Origin of the sequence: Streptomyces sp. NPDC085931 (assembly GCF_044540565.1) — a bacterium.
Taxonomy (GTDB): domain Bacteria; phylum Actinomycetota; class Actinomycetes; order Streptomycetales; family Streptomycetaceae; genus Streptomyces.
This window is the reverse complement of sequence record NZ_JBITSK010000007.1, coordinates 114,441-136,377: the sequence shown is the minus strand read 5'-3', so window position 1 is coordinate 136,377 and position 21,937 is coordinate 114,441. Positions and strand designations below refer to the sequence as shown.

The following is a 21,937-nucleotide window of genomic DNA, read 5'->3' as shown; positions in this document are numbered from 1 at the left end:
CGCTTCAGGAAGCGTCGACCGCGGCCCGCCACCGGGCGACGGCCTCGGCGGAGACCGGCTCGTCCCAGCCCCCGGGGCGGGCCGCCCCGCCGATGTGGAACCCGTCGACCCCGGCCTCGCGCAGCACCGGCACGTGGTCGAGCCGCAGCCCGCCGCCGACCAGCAACTGCTGTCCGTAGCCCGGCTCCCCGGCCCGCCCGGCCTCCGCGATCAGCACGGGCAGCCCGCCGTCGACCCCGTCCGCCGACCCGGCCGTCAGATACGTGTCGAGCCCCGGCATCCCGTCCAGCTGCTTGCGCAGGGCGTCCCGGTCGGCGGCCCGGTCGATGGCCCGGTGGAACGTCCACGGGCAGCCGTCCAGCGCCGCCACCACCCGCTCCACGGCCGCCAGATCCACCGAGCCCCCCTCGTCGAGGAAGCCGAGCACGAACTCCTCCGCCCCGGCCTCCCGCAGCTCCTCGGCCGCGCCGGCCAGCCGGTCCACGTCCCCGGCCGCGAAACCGTCCGCCAGCCGGATCATCACCCGCAGCGAGATGTCCACGGCACGCCGGATCCCCGCGACGGTCGCGGCCGGCGGGGTGAGCCCGTCGGCCGCCATGTCGGTGACCAGTTCGAGGCGGTCCGCTCCGCCCGCCTGGGCGGCGACCGCGTCCTCGACCCCGAGGGCGATCACCTCCAGGACTGCACGCTTGCTCATGGGGCCCCTTCGTCGGCATGGCGTCGGCGTTCGACGACAGGTCTAGTCCAATCAAAGACTACGCTGCCCACTCCGGCCGGCTCCCAAGCACCCTCCGGGGCCCGGGCCGTCACCCGTAGATGTTCAGCTCCGCCGCCTCCACCCCGGCCAGCTCGAACGCGGGAGCCCCGTCGACCGGCCGCCCCGCGTACAGCCGCACCAGGGTCGGCCCGTCCCGATGAACCGGCCCGGGGGCCGCTCCCCGCCGGTCTCGCCCAGCCGCAGCGGCTCGTCCAGGTCGTCGAGGTCGGCGTGGAGCGGCACGTGCCCCCGCTCCCGGGTCAGCCGGGCCAGCAGGGCGAGCGCGTCCGGCAGCCCGGCCCCGCCGTAGGCGCCCGGCTCCCCGAGGGCCTCGCGCACGTCACCGGCGTGCACCCACTCCCCCAGCGCCAGGCCGTCCAGCGCGCCGTCCGCCGCGGCGATCACCGGCCCCGCCCCGGTCATCCCGCGCTCCAGCTCGTCGACGACCCGCGCCTCGCTCCAGCCGGCCCGTTCGGCGATGTCCCGGTCGTTGGACGCGGGCGAGAACACGCCCGGCTCGAACCGGCCCTGCGCCACCCGCGTCAGGGCGGCCGCGCAGTGCGCCAGCACGTCCCGCACCGTCCAGCCCGGGCACGCGGCGACGGGCCGCGCGAAGTCCTCCCCGGCCCTGCCCCGCAACAGCGGGATCAGCGCGTCACGTTCGATCGTGAGCAGCCGGCCCGGCTGCTCGGGGTCCCGTACGTCGTGCACATCGGCAGGAGTCGTCATGCACCCCACGCTAGGTGCCGCGCCCCGGTCGGCGGGAGAATGACCCCATGGCCGATCTCGACACCCTGCGCACCCGCTTCGCCCGCACGCTGGAGGCGGCCCGCGGGCCGGCCGGCGGGCCCGACCCGGCGCCGTACGCCGAGGAGTTGCTGGGCCGCTGGCAGGAGCCCCAGCGCCGCTACCACACGGTCGAGCACCTGGCCGCGGTCCTGGACCGCGTGGACCTGCTGGAGGAGTACGCGCGGGACCCGGAGGCGGTCCGGCTGGCGGCCTGGTTCCACGACGCGGTCTATCTGCCCGACCGCTCGGAGAACGAGGAGCGCTCCGCGCGGCTCGCCGAACGGGCCCTGGCGGAAGCCGGTGTTCCGGACGCGACGACGGCCGAGGTGGCCCGGCTGGTCCGCCTCACGGTCACGCACGACCCGGCGGACGACGACCCCGACGGCCAGGTCCTGTGCGACGCCGACCTGGCGATCCTCGCCTCGCCCCCGTCGGCGTACGCCGCGTACACGACCGCGGTCCGCGAGGAGTACCACTTCGTCCCCAGCGACGCCTTCCGCACCGGCCGGACCGAGATCCTGCGCCGGCTCCTCGCCCTGCCCCGGCTGTTCCGCACCCCGTACGGGGCGGAGCGCTGGGAGGCGACGGCCCGCTACAACCTCACCGCCGAGCTGGAAATGCTGTCGCTCCCCGCGCCCGATCCCTCGTAGCCTGCCCACCATGTGGACAACGGGCGCGGAACAGGTGGAACAGGCCGTAGCGGAGTGCGTGGGCGTGCTGGGGGCCGTCGCCGGGCGGGACTGGACGGGGGTGCGGGCCGGGCGGCTGGAGTGGAGCTGCCGGGAGACGGCCGAGCACATCGCGGACGACCTGATCAGTTACGCGGGGCAGCTCGCGGGGCGGGAGACCGAGGGGTACGGCCCGTTCGAGATCTCGCTGGAGGAGGGCACCGGCAACGCGGGCGCGCTGCGGGTGATCGCGGCCATGGGCGCGCTGCTGGCCGCCGCCGTCCGCACCACCCCGCGCGAGGTGCGGGCCTTCCACCCGTACCCGTTCCGCAGCGCGGACCGCGAGGGGTTCGCCGCCATGGGCGTGGCCGAGGTGCTGCTGCACACCCACGACATCGCCGAGGGGCTCGGCGTCGCCTACGAACCCGACCCGGCGCTGTGCGCGTTCGTCCTCACCCGGATCTTCCCGCACGTCCAGCCCGGCCCCACCCCCTGGCGGACCCTGCTGTGGGCCACCGGCCGCGGCGAGCTGCCCGGGCGCGCGCCCGTCACCGACTGGCGGTGGAGCAACAACCTGGTCATCGACGCCGAGCGGCTCACCCTCCAGGGCGTCACCCCGGCCGCGGCCGCCGATCTGTCCACGGTCGGCGACGGCGGCTTCGCCTGGCTCGACGGCGGGCCGGTGGAGGGCACCCGGGTCGGCGCCGGACTTGTGTACAAGCAGTACGAGGACGGCGTCCACCGGCCGGAGTGGGGCATGTACGTGCTGGTCCGCCGCGAGGACGGCCGCGCGCTGGGCGCCATGGGGTTCCACGGCGTCCCGGACGGGGACGGCCGGGTCGAGGTCGGCTACGACCTGGTCGAGGCGGCGCGGGGCCACGGCTACGCCACCGAGGCCCTGCGCGCGCTGTCGTCCTGGGCGCTGGCCCGGCCGGAGGCGCGGGTCGTCGTCGCGAACGTCGAGCGCGGCAACCTGCCCTCGCAGCACGTCCTCGCCCGGGCCGGGTTCACCCGCGTCGCCGAGGATCCCGAGCTCCTGACCTACGAACTGGGCGCGTCCGGCGACCGGTAGCGCCCCTTGCGCCGCCGCAGCCCCGAGCCGTGCAGCAGCCGCACCACCTCGCGGCTGCTGACCTCCACGGCCCCGGCGGCGACCACCTCCGCGTACCGCTGGGCGGGGATGTCGTAGTGGTCGCGTTCGAAGGCGCGGCGGGGCACGCCCAGGCGGGCGGCGAAGGTGTGGAGTTCGTCGTAGGAGACGTCGCTGACCAGGTGGGACCAGAGGCGGCCGTGGCCGGGCCAGGTGGGCGGGTCGATGTAGATCGTCACGCCGGACTCACGAGGACGCCGGCCCGCCGAGGGCCTCGCCGAGTGCTCCCACGGCCGCGACCTTCACCCCGGCCTCGGTGCACACCCAGTGCGGGTCGGGCCCCAACTCCGGTTCCACGTCGAGCGCGTGCGGCTCGCCCGTGCCGCACACGGGGCACAGCGGCCAGCGGCCGTACCGCTCCAGCAGGGCGTCCTGGACGTCCTGCGCGACCAGGCCGGCGACGAACTGCGCGCCCTCCGGCCACTGCTCGACCCACCAGCGCCGCTGGGTGATGGACTGCTCCACCAGCGACACGACGTCGGCGTCCGCGACGCGTCCCGCGACGAGGTCGGCGAGCACGAGGGCGCGCGCGGCGTGCAGCGTCTGCTCCAGGGGGCTGATGGGGTCCATGCCCCCATTGTGCGCACTCTTGACCCCGACGCCGAGCCGAAAATATCTTTCACAGGTGACCCGCAGAGTGAAGGAAATTTTCGCCAGCGAGCGCGGTGGCCCCGGCGGCACGGGCGGCACCCCGCCCGCTCCCGCCGCCCTCGCGGCCAAGGTCCGCACACTCGCCCCGTCCATGACGCGTTCCATGCAGCGCGTCGCCGAGGCCGTGGCGAACGACCCGGCCGGCTGCGCGGCCCTCACGGTCACCGGCCTCGCCGAGCTCACCGGCACCAGCGAGGCGACCGTCGTACGCACCGCCCGGCTGCTGGGCTATCCGGGCTACCGGGACCTGCGCCTGGCCCTCGCCGGGCTCGCCGCCCAGCAGCAGTCCGGCCGCGCCCCGGCCATCACGACGGACATCGCGGTGGACGACCCGATCGCCGACGTGGTGGCCAAACTCGCCTACGACGAGCAGCAGACCCTCGCCGACACCGCGGCCGGGCTCGACACGGTCCAGTTGGGCGCCGCCGTCACCGCCCTGGCCGGCGCCCGCCGCACCGACGTGTACGGGGTCGGGGCGTCCGGGCTCGTCGCCCAGGACCTCACGCAGAAGCTGCTGCGCATAGGGCTGATGGCGCACGCCCACAGCGACCCGCACCTGGCCGTCACCAACGCCGTGCAACTGCGCGCGGGCGACGTGGCGATCGCCATCACGCACTCCGGGTCGACCGGGGACGTCATCGAGCCGCTGCGGGTCGCCTTCGAGCGCGGGGCGACGACGGTGGCGATCACCGGCCGCCCCGACGGGCCGGTCACGCAGTACGCCGACCACGTCCTGACCACGTCCACCGCACGCGAGAGCGAGCTGCGCCCGGCGGCCATGTCGTCCCGGACCGGGCAGCTCCTCGTGGTGGACTGCCTGTTCGTGGGGGTGGCGCAGCGCACGTACGAGACGGCGGCGCCGGCGCTGTCGGCGTCGTACGAGGCGCTGGCCCACCGGCATCGTTCCTGAGGCAGCCGCCCCGCACCGCACCGGAAAGACACGGAAAGAGCCGTCCATGACCTCCACCTCCGACCCCCGTGACGTCCGAGCAGAGCTGGAGTCCCTGACCACCGAGGCCTTCCGGCCGGAGCTGGCGGACATCGACCGGCTGCCCACCCTGGACATCGCGCGGCTGATGAACGGCGAGGACGCGACCGTCGCCGGTGCGGTCGCGGCGCGGCTGCCCGAGATCGCCGCCGCGATCGACGCCGTGGCGCGGCGGATGGCCCGGGGCGGCCGCCTGGTCTACGCGGGCGCCGGCACGGCGGGCCGGATGGGCGTCCTGGACGCCTCCGAGTGCCCGCCCACGTTCAACACCGACCCCTCCCGGGTCGTCGGCCTGATCGCGGGCGGGCCGGGGGCCGTGGTCACCTCGGTCGAGGGCGCGGAGGACTCCCGGGAGCTGGCCCGGGCCGATCTGGAGCCGCTCGGGCTGACCCCCGACGACACGGTGGTCGGCATCTCGGCGTCCGGCCGCACGCCCTACGCCGTCGGCGCGGTCGAGCACGCCCGGGACCGCGGCTGCCTCACCGTCGGCCTGTCCTGCAACCCCGGCAGCCCGCTCGCGGCGGCCGCCGAGCACGGCATCGAGATCGTCGTCGGACCCGAACTGCTCACCGGCTCCACCCGCTTGAAGGCCGGCACGGCGCAGAAGCTCGTCCTGAACATGCTGTCGACGATCACGATGATCCGGCTCGGCAAGACGTACGGGAACCTGATGGTGGACGTCCGCGCCTCCAACGCCAAGCTACGCGCCCGCTCCCACCGCATCGTCGCCCTCGCCACCGGCGCCGGCGACGAGGAGATCGAGCGGGCCCTGGCCGCCACCGACGGCGAGGTGAAGAACGCGATCCTGACGATCCTGGCCGGCGTGGACGGCCCCACGGCGGCCCGCCTGCTGGAGCAGTCCGACGGCCACCTGCGCGCGGCCCTGGAGGCCCGGCCGTAGGCTCTGCGCTCAGCCGGAGAGCTGCCCGACCGCCTCCCGCTCCCGCTGGTCCCGCTCCTGCTGCTCCCGCTCCGCCGCCGCCCGTTCGGCCAGGGCGTTGACGGCCGCGTTGAACCGCTCCATGGAGGTGGGGTGGTCCGGGCCGAGGACGTACTCCTTGAGCACGCGGCGCTCCGCGGCCATCGGGTCGTGCAGCGGCGCGCGGACCGCGCGGAGGATCTCCGGCAGCCGGGTGCAGTCCCGGTCGAGCAGGTACGCGCCCCCGGCGGTGGTGTAGGAGGCCCGGAAGACCTCGTCGGACAGGTCGTCGGCGTTGGTCAGGACGTACGGCTTGAGGCTCGCCACGAAGTCCGCGACCACGGACGACACGTCACTGATGAGCAGGTCGGCCTGGTCGAAGCACTCGTACAGCGTCGGCAGCTGCTTGAGGATCACCTGGTGCCGGACGGCGCCCCGGCTCTCCCAGAAGATCCGGTGCCACTCGGCCCGCAGCTCGTGCCACTCGGCCTCGCCGTCGGGGTCGGGCAGACGCGCCTCGCGGGTCTGCTGGGCGTCGTCCCCGCCGAGCCGTCCCGACAGCTCGCCGAGCCGGGCCTGGATCTCCGCGAGCCGCGGCCGGGCGGCGGCGACGGCGGCCTCCACGCGCTCCCGGTCGCCCCGCTCCCCGTCCCGCCGCTCGTTGTCCGCGCGCAGCAACTCCCGGATCGCCCGGTCGGCTTCGGCGGCGGCGCGGGAGCGCTTGCCGGTCAGGGGGTGCGGCTTGTAGAGGACCCGCACGTTCTCAGCGAGCAGCTTCTCGACCAGCGTCACGCCCATCGGGATCAGGGACGTGTGGCAGTCGTCGTCGCTCCAGCCCTCCCACGTCGGCGCGTACAGGACGGTCGGCAGCGGTCCGGGCACATGGTCCGCGTGCAGCCGGATCGACGACAGCTGCGGACGACCCACCTCGACGATCGCCGAGTCGCTGATGGCGTGCCGCACCCGCTGGTACCGGTCGCGCCCGGCCCGCCCGGCGACCCAGATCTCGTCGTACACCTTGCTCACCCGGTTGCTGCTGGCGAGCTTGTCGCTGTCGCCGTGCCCGATGAAGACGTGCTTGGCCTCGGCGACCCGCAGCATGTGCACGTTCTTGCCCGCGTTGCCGGGATAGAGCACGACCCGCAGCTCGGGCAGTTCCAGCTGGGCCACGTCGTCGGCCTTCGGCACGCACAGCACCGGGATCGACGTACGGCTCAGATAGCGGAACGAGGCCCGCTCCCGCAGGATGATCAGCGGCCGCCGGTCGAGCCGCTCCAGCGTCTCGATCCACATGTTGACCTGGTACATGAAGTCCCGGGACACCGACGCGAAGCTGAAGTACAGCGCCACCTCCGGGCGGTACGCGGCGAGTTGCCGGTTCACCTCGGCGAGCACCCGGTCGTCCGGGGGCATCCGCCGCGCCCGGCGCAACTGACCCAGCAGCGCCAGCACGGCCGCCGCCGTCAGCCCGGCGGTCAGCGCGAACCCGGCACCGGCGGGCTGCCACGCCCCCACGGCGAGCGCGGTGAGCACTCCGGCGTGGGCCGGCAGGTCCAGATGCAGCAGCTTGCGCAGGAAACGCCGGTAGAGCAGGGCGGGCGGCGCCTCGGGGATGCCGGCCCCGCTCATGTCGAGGTTGCGCACGACCACCGGCAGGACGCGCCGGCGCCGGATGGCGTGATGTACGGCCGTGTACAGCACGACCAGTGCGAAGTGCGCGCTGAACACGGCCAGCGCGGCCACCAGCAGGGCACCCGGCGCGTCCATCCGGTCGGCCAGGGCGAGCAGCATCACCGTCCGCACGGCGAACCGCATGGTCCGCGTCAGTTGCAGGGCGGCCAGCCGCCGCACGAAGGCGGGAGCGCGCACGTGCAGGACCTCGTCGGCGGCGTAACTCACGGACGAGGCGGCGGCAAAGCCCCACAGCGACGGGAGCAGCGCGAAGACGGGCAGGGCGGCGAAAGCGGCGGCGAACAGGAACACGAGAAACAGGTCGGTCTTCCCACGCACACGCAGGACACCGCACCACCAACGGAGCGTCATGGCAGGCTTTCTCTGAGGAAATCGGTCTTCCGGAGTGGCGTGCGGTGGGGCGGACGCCGGGGTGTACGCGCGATACACCTGTTCGACGACGATGACGGGCGAATGGTTGTAGTCCATCCGCCGATCACCTTCACGTCACCGCGCCTTCATCTCCCGGTTGACCTGCCGCACCCGCGCCCGCAACGCCTCACCCACCGGCAGCGACCGCAGCACCTCGGTCAGCTGCTCGGCCGTCCGCACGTTGCACCGCCCCAGATCGACCAGGGCGAACGGCTCGTCGCTCGCGGCCGTGACAGGGTCGACGCACAGGGACGGCAGTACGACACCGACTCCCGCGAGTGCGTCCCGCAGTGACTCCACGATCTCTTCGGTCGACCGCACGTTCTCCTACCTCCACGCTGAGTTGGCCATTCGCCACACAGCGTGTCCGATCCGCCTCTAACCTGGCCAGATACGGCGGTCCAACAACCCGATGTGTACGACAGGGAGTTGCCCATGCCCGGATCCAGGGATCTCGACCCGTCCTCCTCCCCGCGGGCCCTGCTGGGCGCCGAACTCCGCCACGCCCGCGAGAAGGCCGGCCTCAGCCAGGAGGAACTGGGCCAGCGGTTGTTCGTGAGCGGCTCGTTCATCGGGCAGCTGGAGGCGGGCACGCGCAGGATGCAGCGGGAGTACGCGCGTCTGCTGGACGAGGCGCTGGGGACGGAGGACTTCTTCCAGCGGCACTGCGGGGCGGCGGCGAAGTCGAGGTATCCGGAGCACTTCGCGGAGGCGGCGGAAGCGGAGGCGGAGGCGACCGAGATCCGGGAGTACGCACCCCTCCTGATCCCCGGCCTGCTCCAGACGCCTGCCTACGCGCGAGCCGTCTGCCGGGCCTACCAGCCGACGGCTCCCGAAGAGAAGATCGAGGAGCTCGTGGCCGCGCGGATCGAGCGCGCCCGCCTGCTCGGCCATCCAACAGAGCCCTTGTTGTGGGCCGTGCTTGACGAATCCGCACTCCGGCGGGTGACCGGGGGACCCGGGGTGATGGCAGAGGCGTTACGCCACATCGCGGACCTGAGCCGCCGCGGCCGGGTCATCGTCCAAGTGCTGCCGTTCGACGCGGGAGCACACCCCGCTATGGAGGGCTCGGTCAAGCTGATGGACTTCGAGGACGCCCCACCGCTGGTCTACTTCGAAGGCGTGGGCACCGGACGGCTGGACGACGACCCGGCGGTCGTCAAGCACCAGAAGTTCACCTACCAGCTCCTCACGGCCTGCGCGCTCTCCCCGAAGAACTCCCTGGCCGTCATGGAGGCGATGGCGGAGGATTACGCCCATGAGGAGCATCACTGAGGCCCGCTGGCACAAGTCCAGCTACAGCGGCGGCAGCGGCGGCAACTGCCTCGAAGTAGCCGGCGGTCACCCCGCCGTCGTCCCCGTCCGCGACTCCAAGAACCCCCACGGCCCGAAGCTCGTGTTCCGGGCCTCCGCCTGGGCCGCGTTCGTCGCGAACCTCAAGGACGGGACGGCCTGAGCTTCGGGACCCGGGCTTCGAGCCCTCTTTTCAAGGAGTGGGAGGCGGGCCTCAACCCGCCCTCCCACCCCGCGAGTTGACGCGACGCGTCCGGCTTGCCACGGACAGTCACCTGCCTCTAACGTTCCTGGACAAGCAACAGCCCCCGCCCGGTGCGCCAACACCTGCGGGGGCTTAACCAACGAGATCGAAGGAACAGTTCGGTCCCATGGCTGAGTCCCAGCTTAGTGCTGCCCTCCCGTCCGCGCACCCAATGGCGGCCCCCGGCTACGGCAAACGCTCCACTCCCGGTCAACTCCGCGCCACAGCGCACGACTTCGCGCACCTCCCACCCCGCGAAGCCGCCATCGCCGCCTACCTCGACCGACTCCCCGACGGCGCCGACATCTCCGTGAAGACGCTGGCCAAACAGCTGCCGTACGGGCAGTGCGCCCTGAGCACCGCCCTCAACCGCATCCAGCAGGCAGGGCATCTGCGCCGGGGCCGGGAGTGCGTCACGGCCGACGACGGCAGTTCCCGCTGGATCACCCGATCGTGGTGGTCCCGCACGGCCCGGGACGACGACTGGTGGGCCGCCTTCACCCGCGGGGACGTGCCCAAGGAACCGCCGCGCCCCACCCGCTCCCGGGCGCAGACCCTCCTGGCCGCCCTCGGCCGCACGGCCCCCGTGCTGTCGCTCTCCCAGGCCGACTGCGCGGCGCTCGCCCCGCTGGTGACCCAGTGGTTCGAGCGGGGCGCCTCGGAGGACGACGTCCTGCACGCCCTCACGGCCGGCCTGCCGACACCCGTGCACCACCCCGCCGCCCTGGTCCGCACCCGCCTGACCGGCAAGCTCCCGCCCCCACCGGCCCCGCGCCCGCCCCTGCGGGTCCTGGAGTGCGCGAACTGCGGCACGCCGGGCCGCCCCGAGACCCTGCCGGGGGGTCGTTGCAGCGCCTGCCGGGGCGAAAACACCCCCGCGCGACCCCCCGCACCCCTGCCCGCCCCCTCCGTACACGACCACGCGGCCCGCATCCGCGCCGCGATGGACCAGCGCCGCCGGGAGCGGATTCCGCCGACCGGGGACAATGGACGGCATGAACCACGCCCAGCTGACCGCACTCGGCCGTGCCCTCCGGCTTCTCGGTGAGCACGGGGAGGCCCTCACCGCCGACACCCCCGACGCCAAGCTGCACGAGGTGAAGGCGGATCTGCGGCGGGCCCTGGACCTGCTGGAGGAGAGCGTCTCGAACGCCGCGCCCAGCACCCGCTGTCCCGAGCACCCGAACGGCCCGGTCGACGAGGCCGCGCCCGACCTGTGCCTGCTGTGCGAGACCCGGCGCAGGGCGGCCCGCCGGAACGAGTTCAACGGGCCCGCCCCGCACCAGCCGCAGACCGAGCCCGTCCAGTCGCGGTACGGCGTGCGCGGCGACCGCCCGCAGCCCCAGCAGCGCTGGCTGCCGGAGCTGTGGAACGGCCAGACCTGGCAGCTGTGCGGCACCCCGCGCCGGGACCGCCGCGAGGCGGAGCTGTACATCGCCGCCCAGCGCCGCGCCCCCCGGGCCGCCATGGCGTACCGGCTGGTGCACGAGTTCACCGACTACGAGGTGCTGCGGGTGTGGGGGACGCCGGTGCGGATCGACATCGAGCCGATGGGCAACCTGTGACCGCCTAGAGCAACGGCAGCGGGGCGAACTCGTACCCCTCCCACAGGCGCCGGGCCGCCTCCTCCGGGTAGGGCGCCACCACCGGCTCCGCGTCCAGCACCTGCACCAGCCGCCGCTCCTCGTCGTACGCCGGCCAGCCCGGGTCGCCCGTCCTCGCGAACGCCGTCCAGGAGGAGCGGAAGCGGGCCGACAGCGCCAGGGCCTCGGCGGACGGCTCGGCGCCCGCGAACAGCAGCGCTCCCAGGTCCTTCCCGTAGGTGCCGAACAGCAGCGGGATGTCCAGGCCGTGGCAGGCGCCGAGCGCGCCGCCGTCGTAGGGAGCGGGGAAGGTCAGTTCGTAGACGTGCGCGCTGCCGCCGCCCGCGCGGTGCGCCTCGGCCAGGTGCAGGGAGGGCATGGCGAACAGCCAGTCCGTCTGGACGCGTTCGTACAGCTCGCTCGCGCAGGCGCCGGGGAAGGCCGCGCGGTAGGCCGCCTCCCCGCCGGGGCCGGGGGCGAACAGGCGCAGGGCCGTGCCCGCCCGCTCGTCGGTGACCTGCCCGAGCTGCCCGGCCAGGGCGGCGAAGAGGCGGTACTCGTGGCGGTTGTGGCCCACCAGCAGAGCGACGTCCTTCGCCGCCCCGGACGCGAGCGCCCGCCACGGGACCGCCGGCAGGATCTCACCGTCGACCACCGGGGAGAAGGGCGTCACCGTGGGCGCCGCCCGGCCCCAGCGGTCGAGATACCGCGGCATCTTCGGGCCCAGCGCCTCCCCCGCCGACGTCAGCCGGCGCGGGTCCACCGACGACAGGTCGGCGACCGTGGGGCGCAGGCCCACCTCGGCGGCGAGGGCGGTGCCGATGTCCCGGGCCAGCGCGGCGGAGAAGAACGGCCCCGGCACGCTCTGCGCGATCGCCCGCCGGAACAGCCCGGCCGCCCGGTCCATCACCAGCAGCGCGGCCACCGACCCCGCGCCCGCCGACTCACCGAAGACCGTGACCTGCTCCGGGTCGCCGCCGAACGCGCCGATGTTGTCGCGCACCCACTGAAGCGCGGCCACCTGGTCGAGCAGTCCGCGGTTGGCGGGCGCCCCCTCGATGTGCGCGAACCCCTCCATGCCGACGCGGTAGTTGAAGGTGACGACCACGACATCGCCGTCGGCGGCTATGTGCCGGGCGTCGTAGCCGGGGCTGCCGGCGTGGCCGAGCTTGTAGGCACCGCCGTAGATCCAGACCATCACCGGGCGGCGGGCCGCCGGGTCGGGGGCGGGGGTCCAGACGTTGACCGTGAGCCAGTCGTCGCCCTGCGGCACGTCGAACAGGCCCGGGCCGCCCATCAGGCCGAGGTCCTGCGGGGGCGGCGGCCCGAAGGCGTAGGCCTCCCGTATGCCGTCCCAGGGCCGGGCCGGGCGCGGCGCCTGGAAGCGGGCCTCGCCCACCGGCGGTGCGGCGAAGGGGATGCCGCGGAAGACCGCGAGCCCCTCCGCACACCGTCCGCGCACCGCGCCGGCGGTGGTGCGCACCACCGGCCCGGGCAGCTCGGACGGGCCGTCCGCGGGCGGGCGGGACTCGGTCGTCGTCATCTGGGGTCTCCTCACGGGTGCCGGCGATCAGGCGTTCGGCCAGTTTCCTCGACCGGGGCGACCGGATCCAGGCACCCGTGCGGAGCCCTCGGGTCAGCTGAGGGTCTTCAGCGCCGCCGCGTCGTACGGGGCCAGCTCGTCGAAACGGCCCGACAGGACCTTCCGCGCCCACTGCGGGTCCTGCAGCAGGGCGCGGCCGACGGCGACCATGTCGAACTCGTCGCGCTCGAAGCGGTCCAGGAGGTTGTCCAGGTCGCCGACCTCGGCGCCCTCACCCTGGAAGGCCTTGATGAAGTCGCCGTTCAGGCCGACCGAGCCGACGGTGATGGCGGGCTTGCCGGTGAGCTTCTTGGTCCAGCCGGCGAGGTTCAGGTCGGAGTCGTCGAACTCGGGCACCCAGTAGCGGCGGGTGGAGGCGTGGAAGGCGTCGACTCCGGCGGCGGCCAGCGGGGTGAGGATGGACTCCAGCTCCTCCGGGGTCTCGGCGAGGCGGGCGTCGTAGGCGTCCTGCTTCCACTGCGAGTAGCGGAAGATCACGGGGAAGCCGGGGGAGACGGCCTCGCGGACGGCCGCGACGATCTCCGCCGCGAACCGGGCGCGGGCGACGCGGTCACCGCCGTAGGCGTCGGTGCGGCGGTTGGTGCCCTCCCACAGGAACTGGTCGAGCAGGTAGCCGTGGGCGCCGTGCAGTTCCACACCGTCGAAGCCGATGCGCTCGGCGGCCGCGGCGGCCTCGGCGAAGGCTCCGACGACGGCGTCGATGTCGGCCTGCGTCATGATCTTGCCGGTGCCCTCGGTGCCGTCCGTGCGGATGCCGGAGGGGCCGACGGCCGGGGCGTCGGCGACGGGCGGGTCGCCCTGCTTGCGGACCATGCCGATGTGCCACAGCTGCGGCACGATCCTGCCGCCCGCGGCGTGCACCGCCTCGGCGACCTTCGCCCAGCCCGCGAGCTGCTCCTCCCCGTGGAAGCGCGGCACGCGGTCGCTCTGCCCGGCCGACTCGTGCCCGACGTAGGTGCCCTCGGTGACGATCAGGCCGACCCCGGCGGCGGCGCGGCGCGCGTAGTAGGAGACGACGTCCTCGCCGGGCACACCGCCCGGGGAGAACATGCGCGTCATCGGCGCCATGGCGATCCGGTTGGGGACGGTCAGCCCGCCCAGGGTGACGGGCCTGGACAGGATCTCGGCGGCGCGGGAGGCGACGGTCACGTGGGGGCTCCTTCGGATACCGGACAGGATGCGCATACCAGGCAGTATGTGCATGCGCATGAGACCTCAGGTTCAACCACACGGCCCGCCGCCGCCATCCCGTGCCCTGTGTGATCCCGCACACGCCGAAGGGCGGCACCCCCTGCCGGAGCAGGAAGTACCGCCCTCCGAAAGGACGTTGACCGACGGAGTCGATCAGAAGTCCATGTCACCGCCCGGCATGCCGCCGCCGGCGGGCGCGGCGGCCTTCTCCGGCTTGTCGGCGATGACGGCCTCGGTGGTGAGGAACAGCGCGGCGATGGAGGCGGCGTTCTGCAGGGCAGAGCGGGTCACCTTCGCCGGGTCGATGATGCCCTCGGCGATCATGTCGACGTACTCACCGGTCGCGGCGTTCAGGCCGTGGCCGACCTGGAGGTTGCGGACCTTCTCCACGACGACGCCGCCCTCGAGACCACCGTTGACGGCGATCTGCTTCAGCGGGGCCTCCAGCGCGAGCTTCACGGCGTTGGCGCCGGTCGCCTCGTCACCCTCGAGCTCCAGCTTCTCGAAGACCTGGGAGGCCTGCAGCAGGGCCACGCCACCACCGGCGACGATGCCCTCCTCGACGGCCGCCTTGGCGTTGCGCACGGCGTCCTCGATGCGGTGCTTGCGCTCCTTGAGCTCCACCTCGGTGGCGGCACCGGCCTTGATGACCGCGACACCGCCGGCGAGCTTCGCCAGGCGCTCCTGCAGCTTCTCGCGGTCGTAGTCCGAGTCGCTGTTCTCGATCTCGGCGCGGATCTGGTTGACCCGGCCCTGGACCTGCTCGGCGGAGCCGGCACCGTCGACGATGGTGGTCTCGTCCTTGGTGATGACGACCTTGCGGGCCTTGCCCAGCAGGTCGAGCGTGGCGTTCTCCAGCTTGAGGCCGACCTCCTCGGAGATCACCTCGCCGCCGGTGAGGATGCCGATGTCCTGCAGCATCGCCTTGCGGCGGTCGCCGAAGCCCGGGGCCTTGACGGCGACGGACTTGAAGGTGCCGCGGATCTTGTTGACGACCAGGGTCGACAGGGCCTCGCCCTCGACGTCCTCGGCGATGATCAGCAGCGGCTTGCCCGACTGCATGACCTTCTCCAGGAGCGGGAGCAGGTCCTTGACGTTGGAGATCTTGGAGTTGGCGATCAGGATGTACGGGTCGTCGAGGACGGCCTCCATACGCTCCATGTCGGTGGCGAAGTACGCCGAGATGTAGCCCTTGTCGAAGCGCATACCCTCGGTGAGCTCCAGCTCCAGACCGAAGGTCTGGGACTCCTCGACGGTGATGACGCCTTCCTTGCCGACCTTGTCCATGGCCTCGGCGATGAGCTCGCCGATCTGGGTGTCGGCGGCGGAGATGGAGGCCGTGGAGGCGATCTGCTCCTTGGTCTCGACGTCCTTCGCCTGCTCCAGCAGGGCGGCGGAGACGGCCTCGACGGCCTTCTCGATACCGCGCTTCAGGGCCATCGGGTTGGCACCGGCGGCCACGTTGCGCAGACCCTCGCGCACCAGGGCCTGGGCGAGAACGGTCGCCGTGGTCGTACCGTCACCGGCGACGTCGTCCGTCTTCTTGGCGACTTCCTTGACCAGCTCGGCGCCGATCTTCTCGTACGGGTCCTCGAGCTCGATCTCCTTGGCGATGGAGACACCATCGTTGGTGATCGTGGGCGCGCCCCACTTCTTCTCGAGGACGACGTTGCGGCCCTTGGGGCCGAGCGTCACCTTCACGGCGTCCGCGAGCTGGTTCATGCCGCGCTCGAGGCCGCGCCGCGCCTCCTCGTCGAACGCGATGATCTTGGCCATGTGAAGTGGTCCCTCCAGGACTGGGGGTGATTACTTCGGACCGCGCCCGCGCCCGCGACGGACGGCCTCCGACCGGTGGTTCCTTGCCCCACCTGGTCCGCGGCCTCACCGACCCGGTCCTTACGTTGTCACTCTCACCTTCAGAGTGCTAACGCAATGATTAGCACTCGGGCATGGCGAGTGCAAGCGCCTCCCGGGGATCGGGCCGGTCCGTCAGCCCCCGGCGAACACCCGCCGGCACCCCCCTGAACAGGCCGAAGGGCCCGCACCCCGAGGGGTGCGGGCCCTTCTGAGAAGACCGGTCGCTTGCGCGTTGGTCGTGGTGCGCGTTCAGGCGGTGACGCGAACCATGTCGGCCTGCGGGCCCTTCTGGCCCTGCGAGATCTCGAACTCGACCCGCTGGCCCTCTTCCAGGGTGCGGTAGCCGTCCATCTGGATCGCGCTGTAGTGGACGAAAACATCCGCACCACCGTCGACCGCGATGAAGCCGTACCCCTTCTCCGCGTTGAACCACTTGACGGTGCCCTGAGCCATGCCTAACTCCCCTATTACTGGCCCTTGCACAGATCCACACTTCGCGGACCCGGGTCAGACCTCACCCCCCACGGTTGGGGGCGTGCGCCGGAACGCGTCGACCGCGGCTGAATGTATCTGTCCAACTGCCGTCTGCAACAGGTCAATCGGACGAGAATTCTGGACGCACCGGGTCCGGAATGTGGGGAGAATTCGCCTGAATTCAGGGCAAGTCGGGCCACATAAAATGCGCAAAAGCCGCGAAAGACGCGCACACTTTGGCTACATCTTGTCGGGCTCGCGGCAGGAATTCAGGGTTCCGATCAGCGGATCGGGATCGCGTTCCCCAACTGTACCGCGCTCAATCACACAGAATTGCCCCCTCCGCTTCTCTCACGGTGGGGGCAATTCGATGAACTCTCCGTGACCGGCATTACTCCAGGTAACAATCAAGCCGGTCGACCGGTCGGGGCGGGTTCAGCCGCCGGCGACGGCCGGGATGATCGACACGCCGGCACCGTCCGGGGTGGCCGTCTCCAGCCCCTGCTCGAACCGCACGTCGTCGTCGTTCACGTACACGTTGACGAACCGGCGCAGCTTGCCCTGGTCGTCCAACACGCGGGCGGCGATCCCGGTGTGGTTCTTCTCCAGATCGGCGATGACCTCGCCCAGGGTCGCCCCCTCGGCGGCGACCTCGGCCTGCCCGCCGGTGTAGGTGCGCAGGATGGTGGGGATGCGAACGGTGACGCTCATGACTTCAGAACCTCCGGTTGGTGACGAACCCAGGGGCGCGGGGAACTGCTTGAACAACCCCCACCGGCCCGCAGACGGCAACGATCAGACGAGCCCGGCCTCACGGAACGACTCCAGGCTGGGCCGAATGGTCGCCGTCAGCCCCGTGCCCGCCACCGCGTCCAGCGTCTTCAGACCATCCCCGGTGTTGAGCACCACAGTCGTCCTGGACGGATCCAGCAGCCCGCTCTCGATCAGCTTCTTGGTGACACCCACGGTCACCCCACCGGCGGTCTCCGCGAAGATCCCCTCGGTCCGCGCGAGGACCTTGATCGCGTCGACGACCTGCTCGTCCGTCACATCCTCCACCGCACCGCCCGTGCGCCGCGCGATGTCCAGCACGTACGGCCCGTCCGCCGGGTTGCCGATCGCCAGCGACTTGGCGATCGTGTCCGGCTTCTGCGGCCGCACCACGTCGTGCCCGGCCTTGAACGCCGTGGACACCGGCGAGCAGCCGAGCGCCTGCGCACCGAAGATCTTGTACGGCTTGTCCTCGACGAGCCCGAGCTTGATCAGCTCCTGGAGCCCCTTGTCGATCTTCGTGAGCTGCGAGCCGGAGGCGATGGGCACCACGATCTGGTCGGGCAGCTCCCAGCCGAGCTGCTCGCAGATCTCGTAGGCCAGCGTCTTGGAGCCCTCGGCGTAGTACGGCCGCAGGTTGACGTTGACGAAGCCCCAGCCCTCGCCGGCCGGGTCGCCGATGAGCTCGGAGCAGAAGCGGTTGACGTCGTCGTAGTTGCCCTCGATGCCGACCAGCTCGCCGCCGTAGACGGCGGCCATGACGACCTTGCCCTGCTCCAGGTCGTGCGGGATGAACACGCACGAGCGGAAGCCGGCGCGGGCCGCGGCGGCGCCCACCGCGCCGGCCAGGTTGCCGGTGGAGGAGCAGGAGAGGGTGGTGAAGCCGAAGGCGCGGGCCGCTTCCAGGGCCTGCGCGACGACACGGTCCTTGAAGGAGTGCGTCGGGTTGCCGGAGTCGTCCTTGACGAAGAGCTTGCCGGCGTCGACGCCCAGCTCACGCGCGAGGTTGTCGGCCCGCACGAGCTTGGTCCAGCCCGGGTTGAGGTTCGGCTTGTCCGCCACGTCGGCCGGGACCGGCAGCAGCGGGGCGTAACGCCAGATGTTCGCGGGGCCCGCCTCGATCTTCTTGCGCAGCTCCTCGGCGTCGTAGGCCGAGAAGTCGTAGGCGATCTCCAGCGGGCCGAAACACTCCTCGCAGGCGAAGACCGGGCCGAGGGGCACGCGGTGACCGCACTCGCGGCAGCTCAGGGCGGCGGCCGGGCCGAGGTCTACGGTGGAGTTCGTGGTGCTTGCAACAGTCTGCACAGCCATGTGAGGCGAGGCCCTTTCTCCTCATCTTCCTCACGACGCATCTCGCCGTGAGACGGATTTGGCACCTTCCCTAGCCGGGAGCCTCGCGCTGTGGTCGCCAGTGACCTACGAGAACCGACTGGAGGGTTGCCGGGGCTTCATCGGGCCGTTTCCCTCTGCCCCTCTGGATGAGCTGTATGTGGTTGTAGGCGGCGGGCGACCCCGGACATGCGATGGTCATCCGCGTTGTTCAAGACTGTAACCGACGACCAGGACAGTTGAGATAGTCGTCCGAACCGCGAGACGCGTCACATTCCGTCCCGCCGAGAGAACGCTAAGGAGCCGCCACGGTGCTGGAAGAAGTCGAGCGCTGGCTGAGCACCCGTTCCTGGTCCGCGCACGAACGCCCGCTCCACCGGATCATGGCCGCCAAGCAGCGCACGGGCCGGACCGTCAGTGTGGTGCTGCCCGCGCTGAACGAGGAGGAGACGGTCGGCGACATCGCCGCCGCCATCCGGCACGACCTGATGCTGCAGGTCCCGCTCGTCGACGAACTGGTCGTCGTGGACTCGGGATCGACCGACCGCACCTCCCAGGTGGCCGCCGCCGCGGGCGCCACGGTGGTGCACCGCGACGCGATACTCCCGCGCCTGCCGGCCGTGCGCGGCAAGGGCGAGGTGCTGTGGCGCTCGCTGCTCGTCACCCGCGGCGACATCGTCTGCTTCGTCGACGCGGACCTGCGGGAGTTCTCGTCCGACTTCGTCTCGGGGATCGTCGGTCCGCTGCTGACCGACCCGGAGGTCGAGCTGGTCAAGGGCATGTACGACCGCCCCCTCGGCGGGGCCGCCGGCCAGGGCGGCCGGGTCACCGAGCTGATGGCCCGCCCGCTGCTCAACATGCACTGGCCGCGGCTGGCCGGGTTCGTGCAGCCGCTGGGCGGCGAGTACGCGGCCCGCCGCTCACTGCTGGAGCAGCTGCCGTTCCCCGTCGGGTACGGCGTCGAGCTGGGCATGCTGGTGGACGCGCTGCACCTGGTGGGCCTGGACGCCCTCGCCCAGGTGGACGTCGGGGTGCGCAGGCACCGGCACCAGGACGGGCAGGCGCTGGGCCGGATGGCCGCCGAGATCTACCGCACCGCCCAGCTGCGGCTGGCCCGGGGACATCTGATCCGGCCGGCCCTGACGCAGTTCGAGCGGGGCGGGGACGGCTTCGAGCCGCGCACGTACTCGGTCGACACCGAGGAACGTCCGCCGATGGTGGAGATCGCCGAGTACCAGGCGCGCAGAGCGGCCTGACCGGGACCGTTTTCGGCCCAAGGCGGCAGGTCCGTACGTTTGAGCGTTTACAGGCGGGCTAGGTTGAGGCCTATGGGTTCGACGTACGGTTCTGCGCGGGTACTGGTGGCTTCCAATCGGGGCCCGGTCTCCTACACGGTCGGTGAGGACGGTTCGCTGAACGCCAAGCGGGGCGGCGGCGGGCTGGTGTCGGGACTCTCCGCGATCGGCTCGGACGCGGACGCGCTGTGGGTCTGCTCGGCGCTGTCCGACGGCGACCGGGAGGCGGTGCGGCGCGGGGCCGGAGAGGACGGCGTGCGGATGCTGGACATCCCCGCCGACGTGCACGCCGACGCCTACAACGGCATCGCCAACTCGGTGCTGTGGTTCGTGCACCACATGCTCTACCAGACGCCGCTGGAGCCGGTCTTCGACGCGGAGTTCCGGCGCCAGTGGGCGTCCTACGAGACGTACAACCGGGCGTTCGCCGAGGCCCTGGCCGAGGAAGCCGCCCAGGGCGCGGCGGTCGTGGTGCAGGACTACCACCTGACGCTGGTGCCGGGCATGCTCCGCGAGCTGCGCCCGGACCTCAGGATCGGCCACTTCTCGCACACCCCCTGGGCGCCCCCGGAGTACTTCCGGATGCTGCCGGACGACGTGGCCGGGCAGGTGCTGCGCGGCATGCTCGGCGCGGACCGGCTGGGCTTCCTCACGCAGCGCTGGGCGGACGCGTTCACCGCGTGCGCGGAGCGGTTCGCGGGCGGGCTCGGCGGCACGCGCATCGGCGTGCACGGCCTGGGCGCCGACGCGGACTTCCTGCGCGAGCGCGCGCACGAGCCGGACGTCGAGGAGCGGATGGCCGCGCTGCGCGAGGAGATCGGCGAGGGCCGCCGCACCATCGTCCGCGTCGACCGCACCGAGCTGTCCAAGAACATCGTGCGCGGTCTGCTGGCCTACCGGCGGCTGCTGCGGACCCACGCCGAGTGGCACGAAAGCGTGGTGCACGTCGCCTTCGCCTACCCCTCCCGGCAGGACCTCGCGGTGTACCGGGACTACACGGCCGAGGTGCAGCGGCTGGCCGACGAGATCAACGCCGAGTTCGGCACGCCGGGCTGGACGCCGGTCGTGCTGCACGTCAAGGACGACTTCGCCCGCTCCCTGGCCGCCTACCGGCTGGCCGACGTGGCCCTGGTCAACCCCATCCGCGACGGCATGAACCTGGTCGCCAAGGAGGTCCCGGTGGTCTCCGACGCGGGCTGCGCGCTGGTGCTGTCCCGGGAGGCCGGGGCGCACGAGGAGCTCGGCGAGGACGCGATCACGGTGAACCCGTACGACATCACCGGCACGGCCGAGGCCCTGCACGAGGCGCTGTCGATGCGCCCGGAGGAGCGGGCCGAGCGCAGCAAGCGCCTCGCGGCGGCGGCCACGGCGCTGCCGCCGGCGCGGTGGTTCGTGGACCAGCTGGAAGCGCTGAAGGGATGACCGGCCCGATGCCCGCCTCGCAGCAGCCGCTGCCCTCGCCCGTCACGAAGGCGGGCCTGGAGGGCCTGGAGGCCCTGCTCGCCCGTCCCGGCAAGGCGCTGATCGGCCTGGACTTCGACGGGACGCTCGCGCCGATCGTCGCCGACCCGGAGCTGGCCCGGGCCCACGAGGAAGCGGTGCCCGCGCTGGCCGCGCTCGCGCCGAAGGTCGCCGCCGTGGCGGTGATCACCGGCCGGCCGGCCGCGGTGGCCGTGCGCAACGGCGCCTTCGCGGGCGTGCCCGGCCTGGAGCACCTCGTCGTGCTCGGCCACTACGGCGCCGAGCGGTGGGACGCCCGCAGCGGCGAGGTCGGCACCCCCGCGCCGCACCCGGGCGTGGCGGCCGTGCGCGCCGAGCTGCCCGGGCTGCTCGACGGGACCGGGACCTTCGTCGAGGACAAGGGCCGGGCCGTGGCCGTGCACACCCGGCGGGCCCCCGACCCGCAGGCCGCCTTCGACGCCCTGCGCGCCCCGCTCACCGCCCTGGCGGACCGGCACGGGCTGATCGTCGAGCCGGGCCGCCTGGTGCTGGAACTGCGTCCGCCCGGCATGGACAAGGGCGTCGCCCTGCGCGCCCTCGCCCGGGAGATCGGCGCGGAGTCGGTCCTCTTCGCCGGCGACGACCTCGGCGACCTGCCCGCCTACGCGGCCGTCGACGCCCTGCGCGCCGAGGGGACCCCGGGCCTGCTGGTGTGCAGCGGCAGCGACGAGGTGACCGCGCTGCGGGAACGGGCGGACCTGGTGGTGGACGGCCCCGAGGGCGTCGTACGGCTGCTGCGCGAGCTGGCCGGCCGGATCGGCTGAAGAGGCCG

21 protein-coding genes, 2 pseudogenes and 1 riboswitch are annotated in these 21,937 nt (G+C 72.6%); of the genes and pseudogenes, 11 read left to right on the top strand and 12 right to left on the bottom strand.

Features of this window, described 5'->3' with window-relative positions; translation table 11 throughout:
- Positions 1-4 precede the first annotated feature (4 nt).
- On the bottom strand, positions 5-697 hold the full coding sequence (locus ACIGAN_RS16450) for a copper homeostasis protein CutC (RefSeq protein ID WP_365089802.1): 693 nt from the start codon (positions 695-697) through the stop codon (positions 5-7).
- A 109-nt stretch (positions 698-806) separates the two neighbouring features.
- A pseudogene (locus tag ACIGAN_RS16445) lies at positions 807-1,486 on the bottom strand (maleylpyruvate isomerase family mycothiol-dependent enzyme).
- Between the two features lie 47 nt (positions 1,487-1,533).
- On the opposite strand from ACIGAN_RS16445, the gene ACIGAN_RS16440 reads away from it, so the two are divergent.
- On the top strand, positions 1,534-2,196 hold the full coding sequence (locus tag ACIGAN_RS16440) for a hypothetical protein (protein WP_399858111.1): 663 nt from the start codon (positions 1,534-1,536) through the stop codon (positions 2,194-2,196).
- Positions 2,197-2,206: 10 nt separating this feature from the next.
- Positions 2,207-3,286 carry a GNAT family N-acetyltransferase gene (locus tag ACIGAN_RS16435; protein ID WP_399858109.1) on the top strand — a complete coding sequence of 360 codons (1,080 nt, stop codon included), beginning with the start codon at positions 2,207-2,209 and terminating at the stop codon, positions 3,284-3,286.
- Here ACIGAN_RS16435 and ACIGAN_RS16430 read toward each other — a convergent pair.
- Positions 3,256-3,543 carry a DUF4031 domain-containing protein gene (locus tag ACIGAN_RS16430; protein ID WP_365738157.1) on the bottom strand — a complete coding sequence of 96 codons (288 nt, stop codon included), beginning with the start codon at positions 3,541-3,543 and terminating at the stop codon, positions 3,256-3,258. The two genes, ACIGAN_RS16435 and ACIGAN_RS16430, sit on opposite strands and share 31 nt — an antisense overlap.
- A 7-nt stretch (positions 3,544-3,550) precedes the next feature.
- On the bottom strand, positions 3,551-3,934 hold the full coding sequence (locus tag ACIGAN_RS16425; RefSeq protein ID WP_365738156.1) for a hypothetical protein: 384 nt from the start codon (positions 3,932-3,934) through the stop codon (positions 3,551-3,553).
- 55 nt (positions 3,935-3,989) lie between these two features.
- On the opposite strand from ACIGAN_RS16425, the gene ACIGAN_RS16420 reads away from it, so the two are divergent.
- Positions 3,990-4,925: a MurR/RpiR family transcriptional regulator gene (locus tag ACIGAN_RS16420; protein WP_399858106.1), complete on the top strand. Its 936-nt coding sequence runs from the start codon at positions 3,990-3,992 to the stop codon at positions 4,923-4,925.
- Between the two features lie 46 nt (positions 4,926-4,971).
- Positions 4,972-5,904, top strand: a complete 933-nt coding sequence (gene murQ, locus ACIGAN_RS16415; RefSeq protein ID WP_365089821.1) for an N-acetylmuramic acid 6-phosphate etherase — start codon at positions 4,972-4,974, stop codon at positions 5,902-5,904.
- Positions 5,905-5,913: 9 nt separating this feature from the next.
- Here murQ and ACIGAN_RS16410 read toward each other — a convergent pair whose 3' ends face one another.
- The gene (locus ACIGAN_RS16410; protein WP_399858102.1) at positions 5,914-7,965 is read right to left on the bottom strand and encodes a hypothetical protein; all 2,052 of its coding nucleotides are present in this window, start codon (positions 7,963-7,965) and stop codon (positions 5,914-5,916) included.
- A 189-nt stretch (positions 7,966-8,154) separates the two neighbouring features.
- Positions 8,155-8,346: pseudogene (locus ACIGAN_RS16405) on the bottom strand (hypothetical protein); the annotation flags it as partial.
- 114 nt (positions 8,347-8,460) lie between these two features.
- Here ACIGAN_RS16405 and ACIGAN_RS16400 point away from each other — a divergent pair.
- The 4 genes from ACIGAN_RS16400 to ACIGAN_RS16385 all read left to right on the top strand — a co-directional run bounded on the left by ACIGAN_RS16400 (position 8,461) and on the right by ACIGAN_RS16385 (position 11,127).
- Positions 8,461-9,300, top strand: a complete 840-nt coding sequence (locus ACIGAN_RS16400) for a helix-turn-helix domain-containing protein (protein ID WP_365738151.1) — start codon at positions 8,461-8,463, stop codon at positions 9,298-9,300.
- Entirely contained in the window at positions 9,284-9,481 is a 198-nt protein-coding gene (locus ACIGAN_RS16395; protein ID WP_365738149.1) for a DUF397 domain-containing protein, read from the top strand. The genes ACIGAN_RS16400 and ACIGAN_RS16395 overlap by 17 nt, the downstream gene beginning before the upstream one ends.
- 253 nt (positions 9,482-9,734) lie before the next feature.
- Positions 9,735-10,610 carry a hypothetical protein gene (locus ACIGAN_RS16390; RefSeq protein WP_399858099.1) on the top strand — a complete coding sequence of 292 codons (876 nt, stop codon included), beginning with the start codon at positions 9,735-9,737 and terminating at the stop codon, positions 10,608-10,610.
- Positions 10,558-11,127, top strand: coding sequence for a hypothetical protein (locus ACIGAN_RS16385; RefSeq protein WP_365089838.1), 570 nt, complete (start codon positions 10,558-10,560; stop codon positions 11,125-11,127). Before ACIGAN_RS16390 ends, ACIGAN_RS16385 begins: the two co-directional genes overlap by 53 nt.
- Positions 11,128-11,131: 4 nt before the next feature.
- Here the strand turns inward: ACIGAN_RS16385 and ACIGAN_RS16380 are convergent, their stop codons facing one another.
- From ACIGAN_RS16380 to thrC, 6 genes are all read right to left on the bottom strand, one after another.
- Positions 11,132-12,688 (bottom strand): carboxylesterase/lipase family protein, encoded by a 1,557-nt coding sequence (locus tag ACIGAN_RS16380; protein ID WP_399858096.1) that lies wholly within the window; start codon positions 12,686-12,688, stop codon positions 11,132-11,134.
- Positions 12,689-12,781: 93 nt separating this feature from the next.
- Positions 12,782-13,933, bottom strand: coding sequence for an NADH:flavin oxidoreductase (locus ACIGAN_RS16375; RefSeq protein WP_399858093.1), 1,152 nt, complete (start codon positions 13,931-13,933; stop codon positions 12,782-12,784).
- A gap of 159 nt (positions 13,934-14,092) precedes the next feature.
- Positions 14,093-15,715 carry a chaperonin GroEL gene (gene groL / locus ACIGAN_RS16370; protein WP_365089857.1) on the bottom strand — a complete coding sequence of 541 codons (1,623 nt, stop codon included), beginning with the start codon at positions 15,713-15,715 and terminating at the stop codon, positions 14,093-14,095.
- 330 nt (positions 15,716-16,045) lie between these two features.
- Positions 16,046-16,249, bottom strand: coding sequence for a cold-shock protein (locus ACIGAN_RS16365; protein ID WP_004986573.1), 204 nt, complete (start codon positions 16,247-16,249; stop codon positions 16,046-16,048).
- Between the two features lie 456 nt (positions 16,250-16,705).
- Positions 16,706-16,981 carry a ubiquitin-like small modifier protein 1 gene (locus ACIGAN_RS16360; protein WP_010035955.1) on the bottom strand — a complete coding sequence of 92 codons (276 nt, stop codon included), beginning with the start codon at positions 16,979-16,981 and terminating at the stop codon, positions 16,706-16,708.
- Between the two features lie 84 nt (positions 16,982-17,065).
- Positions 17,066-18,352 carry a threonine synthase gene (thrC, locus tag ACIGAN_RS16355; RefSeq protein WP_365738143.1) on the bottom strand — a complete coding sequence of 429 codons (1,287 nt, stop codon included), beginning with the start codon at positions 18,350-18,352 and terminating at the stop codon, positions 17,066-17,068.
- A gap of 18 nt (positions 18,353-18,370) precedes the next feature.
- Positions 18,371-18,526, bottom strand: a riboswitch (SAM riboswitch).
- Positions 18,527-18,681: 155 nt separating this feature from the next.
- On the opposite strand from thrC, the gene ACIGAN_RS16350 reads away from it, so the two are divergent.
- The 3 genes from ACIGAN_RS16350 to otsB all read left to right on the top strand — a co-directional run bounded on the left by ACIGAN_RS16350 (position 18,682) and on the right by otsB (position 21,929).
- Positions 18,682-19,626: a glucosyl-3-phosphoglycerate synthase gene (locus ACIGAN_RS16350; protein ID WP_365089864.1), complete on the top strand. Its 945-nt coding sequence runs from the start codon at positions 18,682-18,684 to the stop codon at positions 19,624-19,626.
- 72 nt (positions 19,627-19,698) lie between these two features.
- Positions 19,699-21,087, top strand: coding sequence for a trehalose-6-phosphate synthase (locus tag ACIGAN_RS16345; RefSeq protein WP_399858088.1), 1,389 nt, complete (start codon positions 19,699-19,701; stop codon positions 21,085-21,087).
- Between the two features lie 8 nt (positions 21,088-21,095).
- Positions 21,096-21,929 carry a trehalose-phosphatase gene (gene otsB / locus ACIGAN_RS16340; RefSeq protein WP_399858086.1) on the top strand — a complete coding sequence of 278 codons (834 nt, stop codon included), beginning with the start codon at positions 21,096-21,098 and terminating at the stop codon, positions 21,927-21,929.
- Positions 21,930-21,937: the final 8 nt, after the last annotated feature.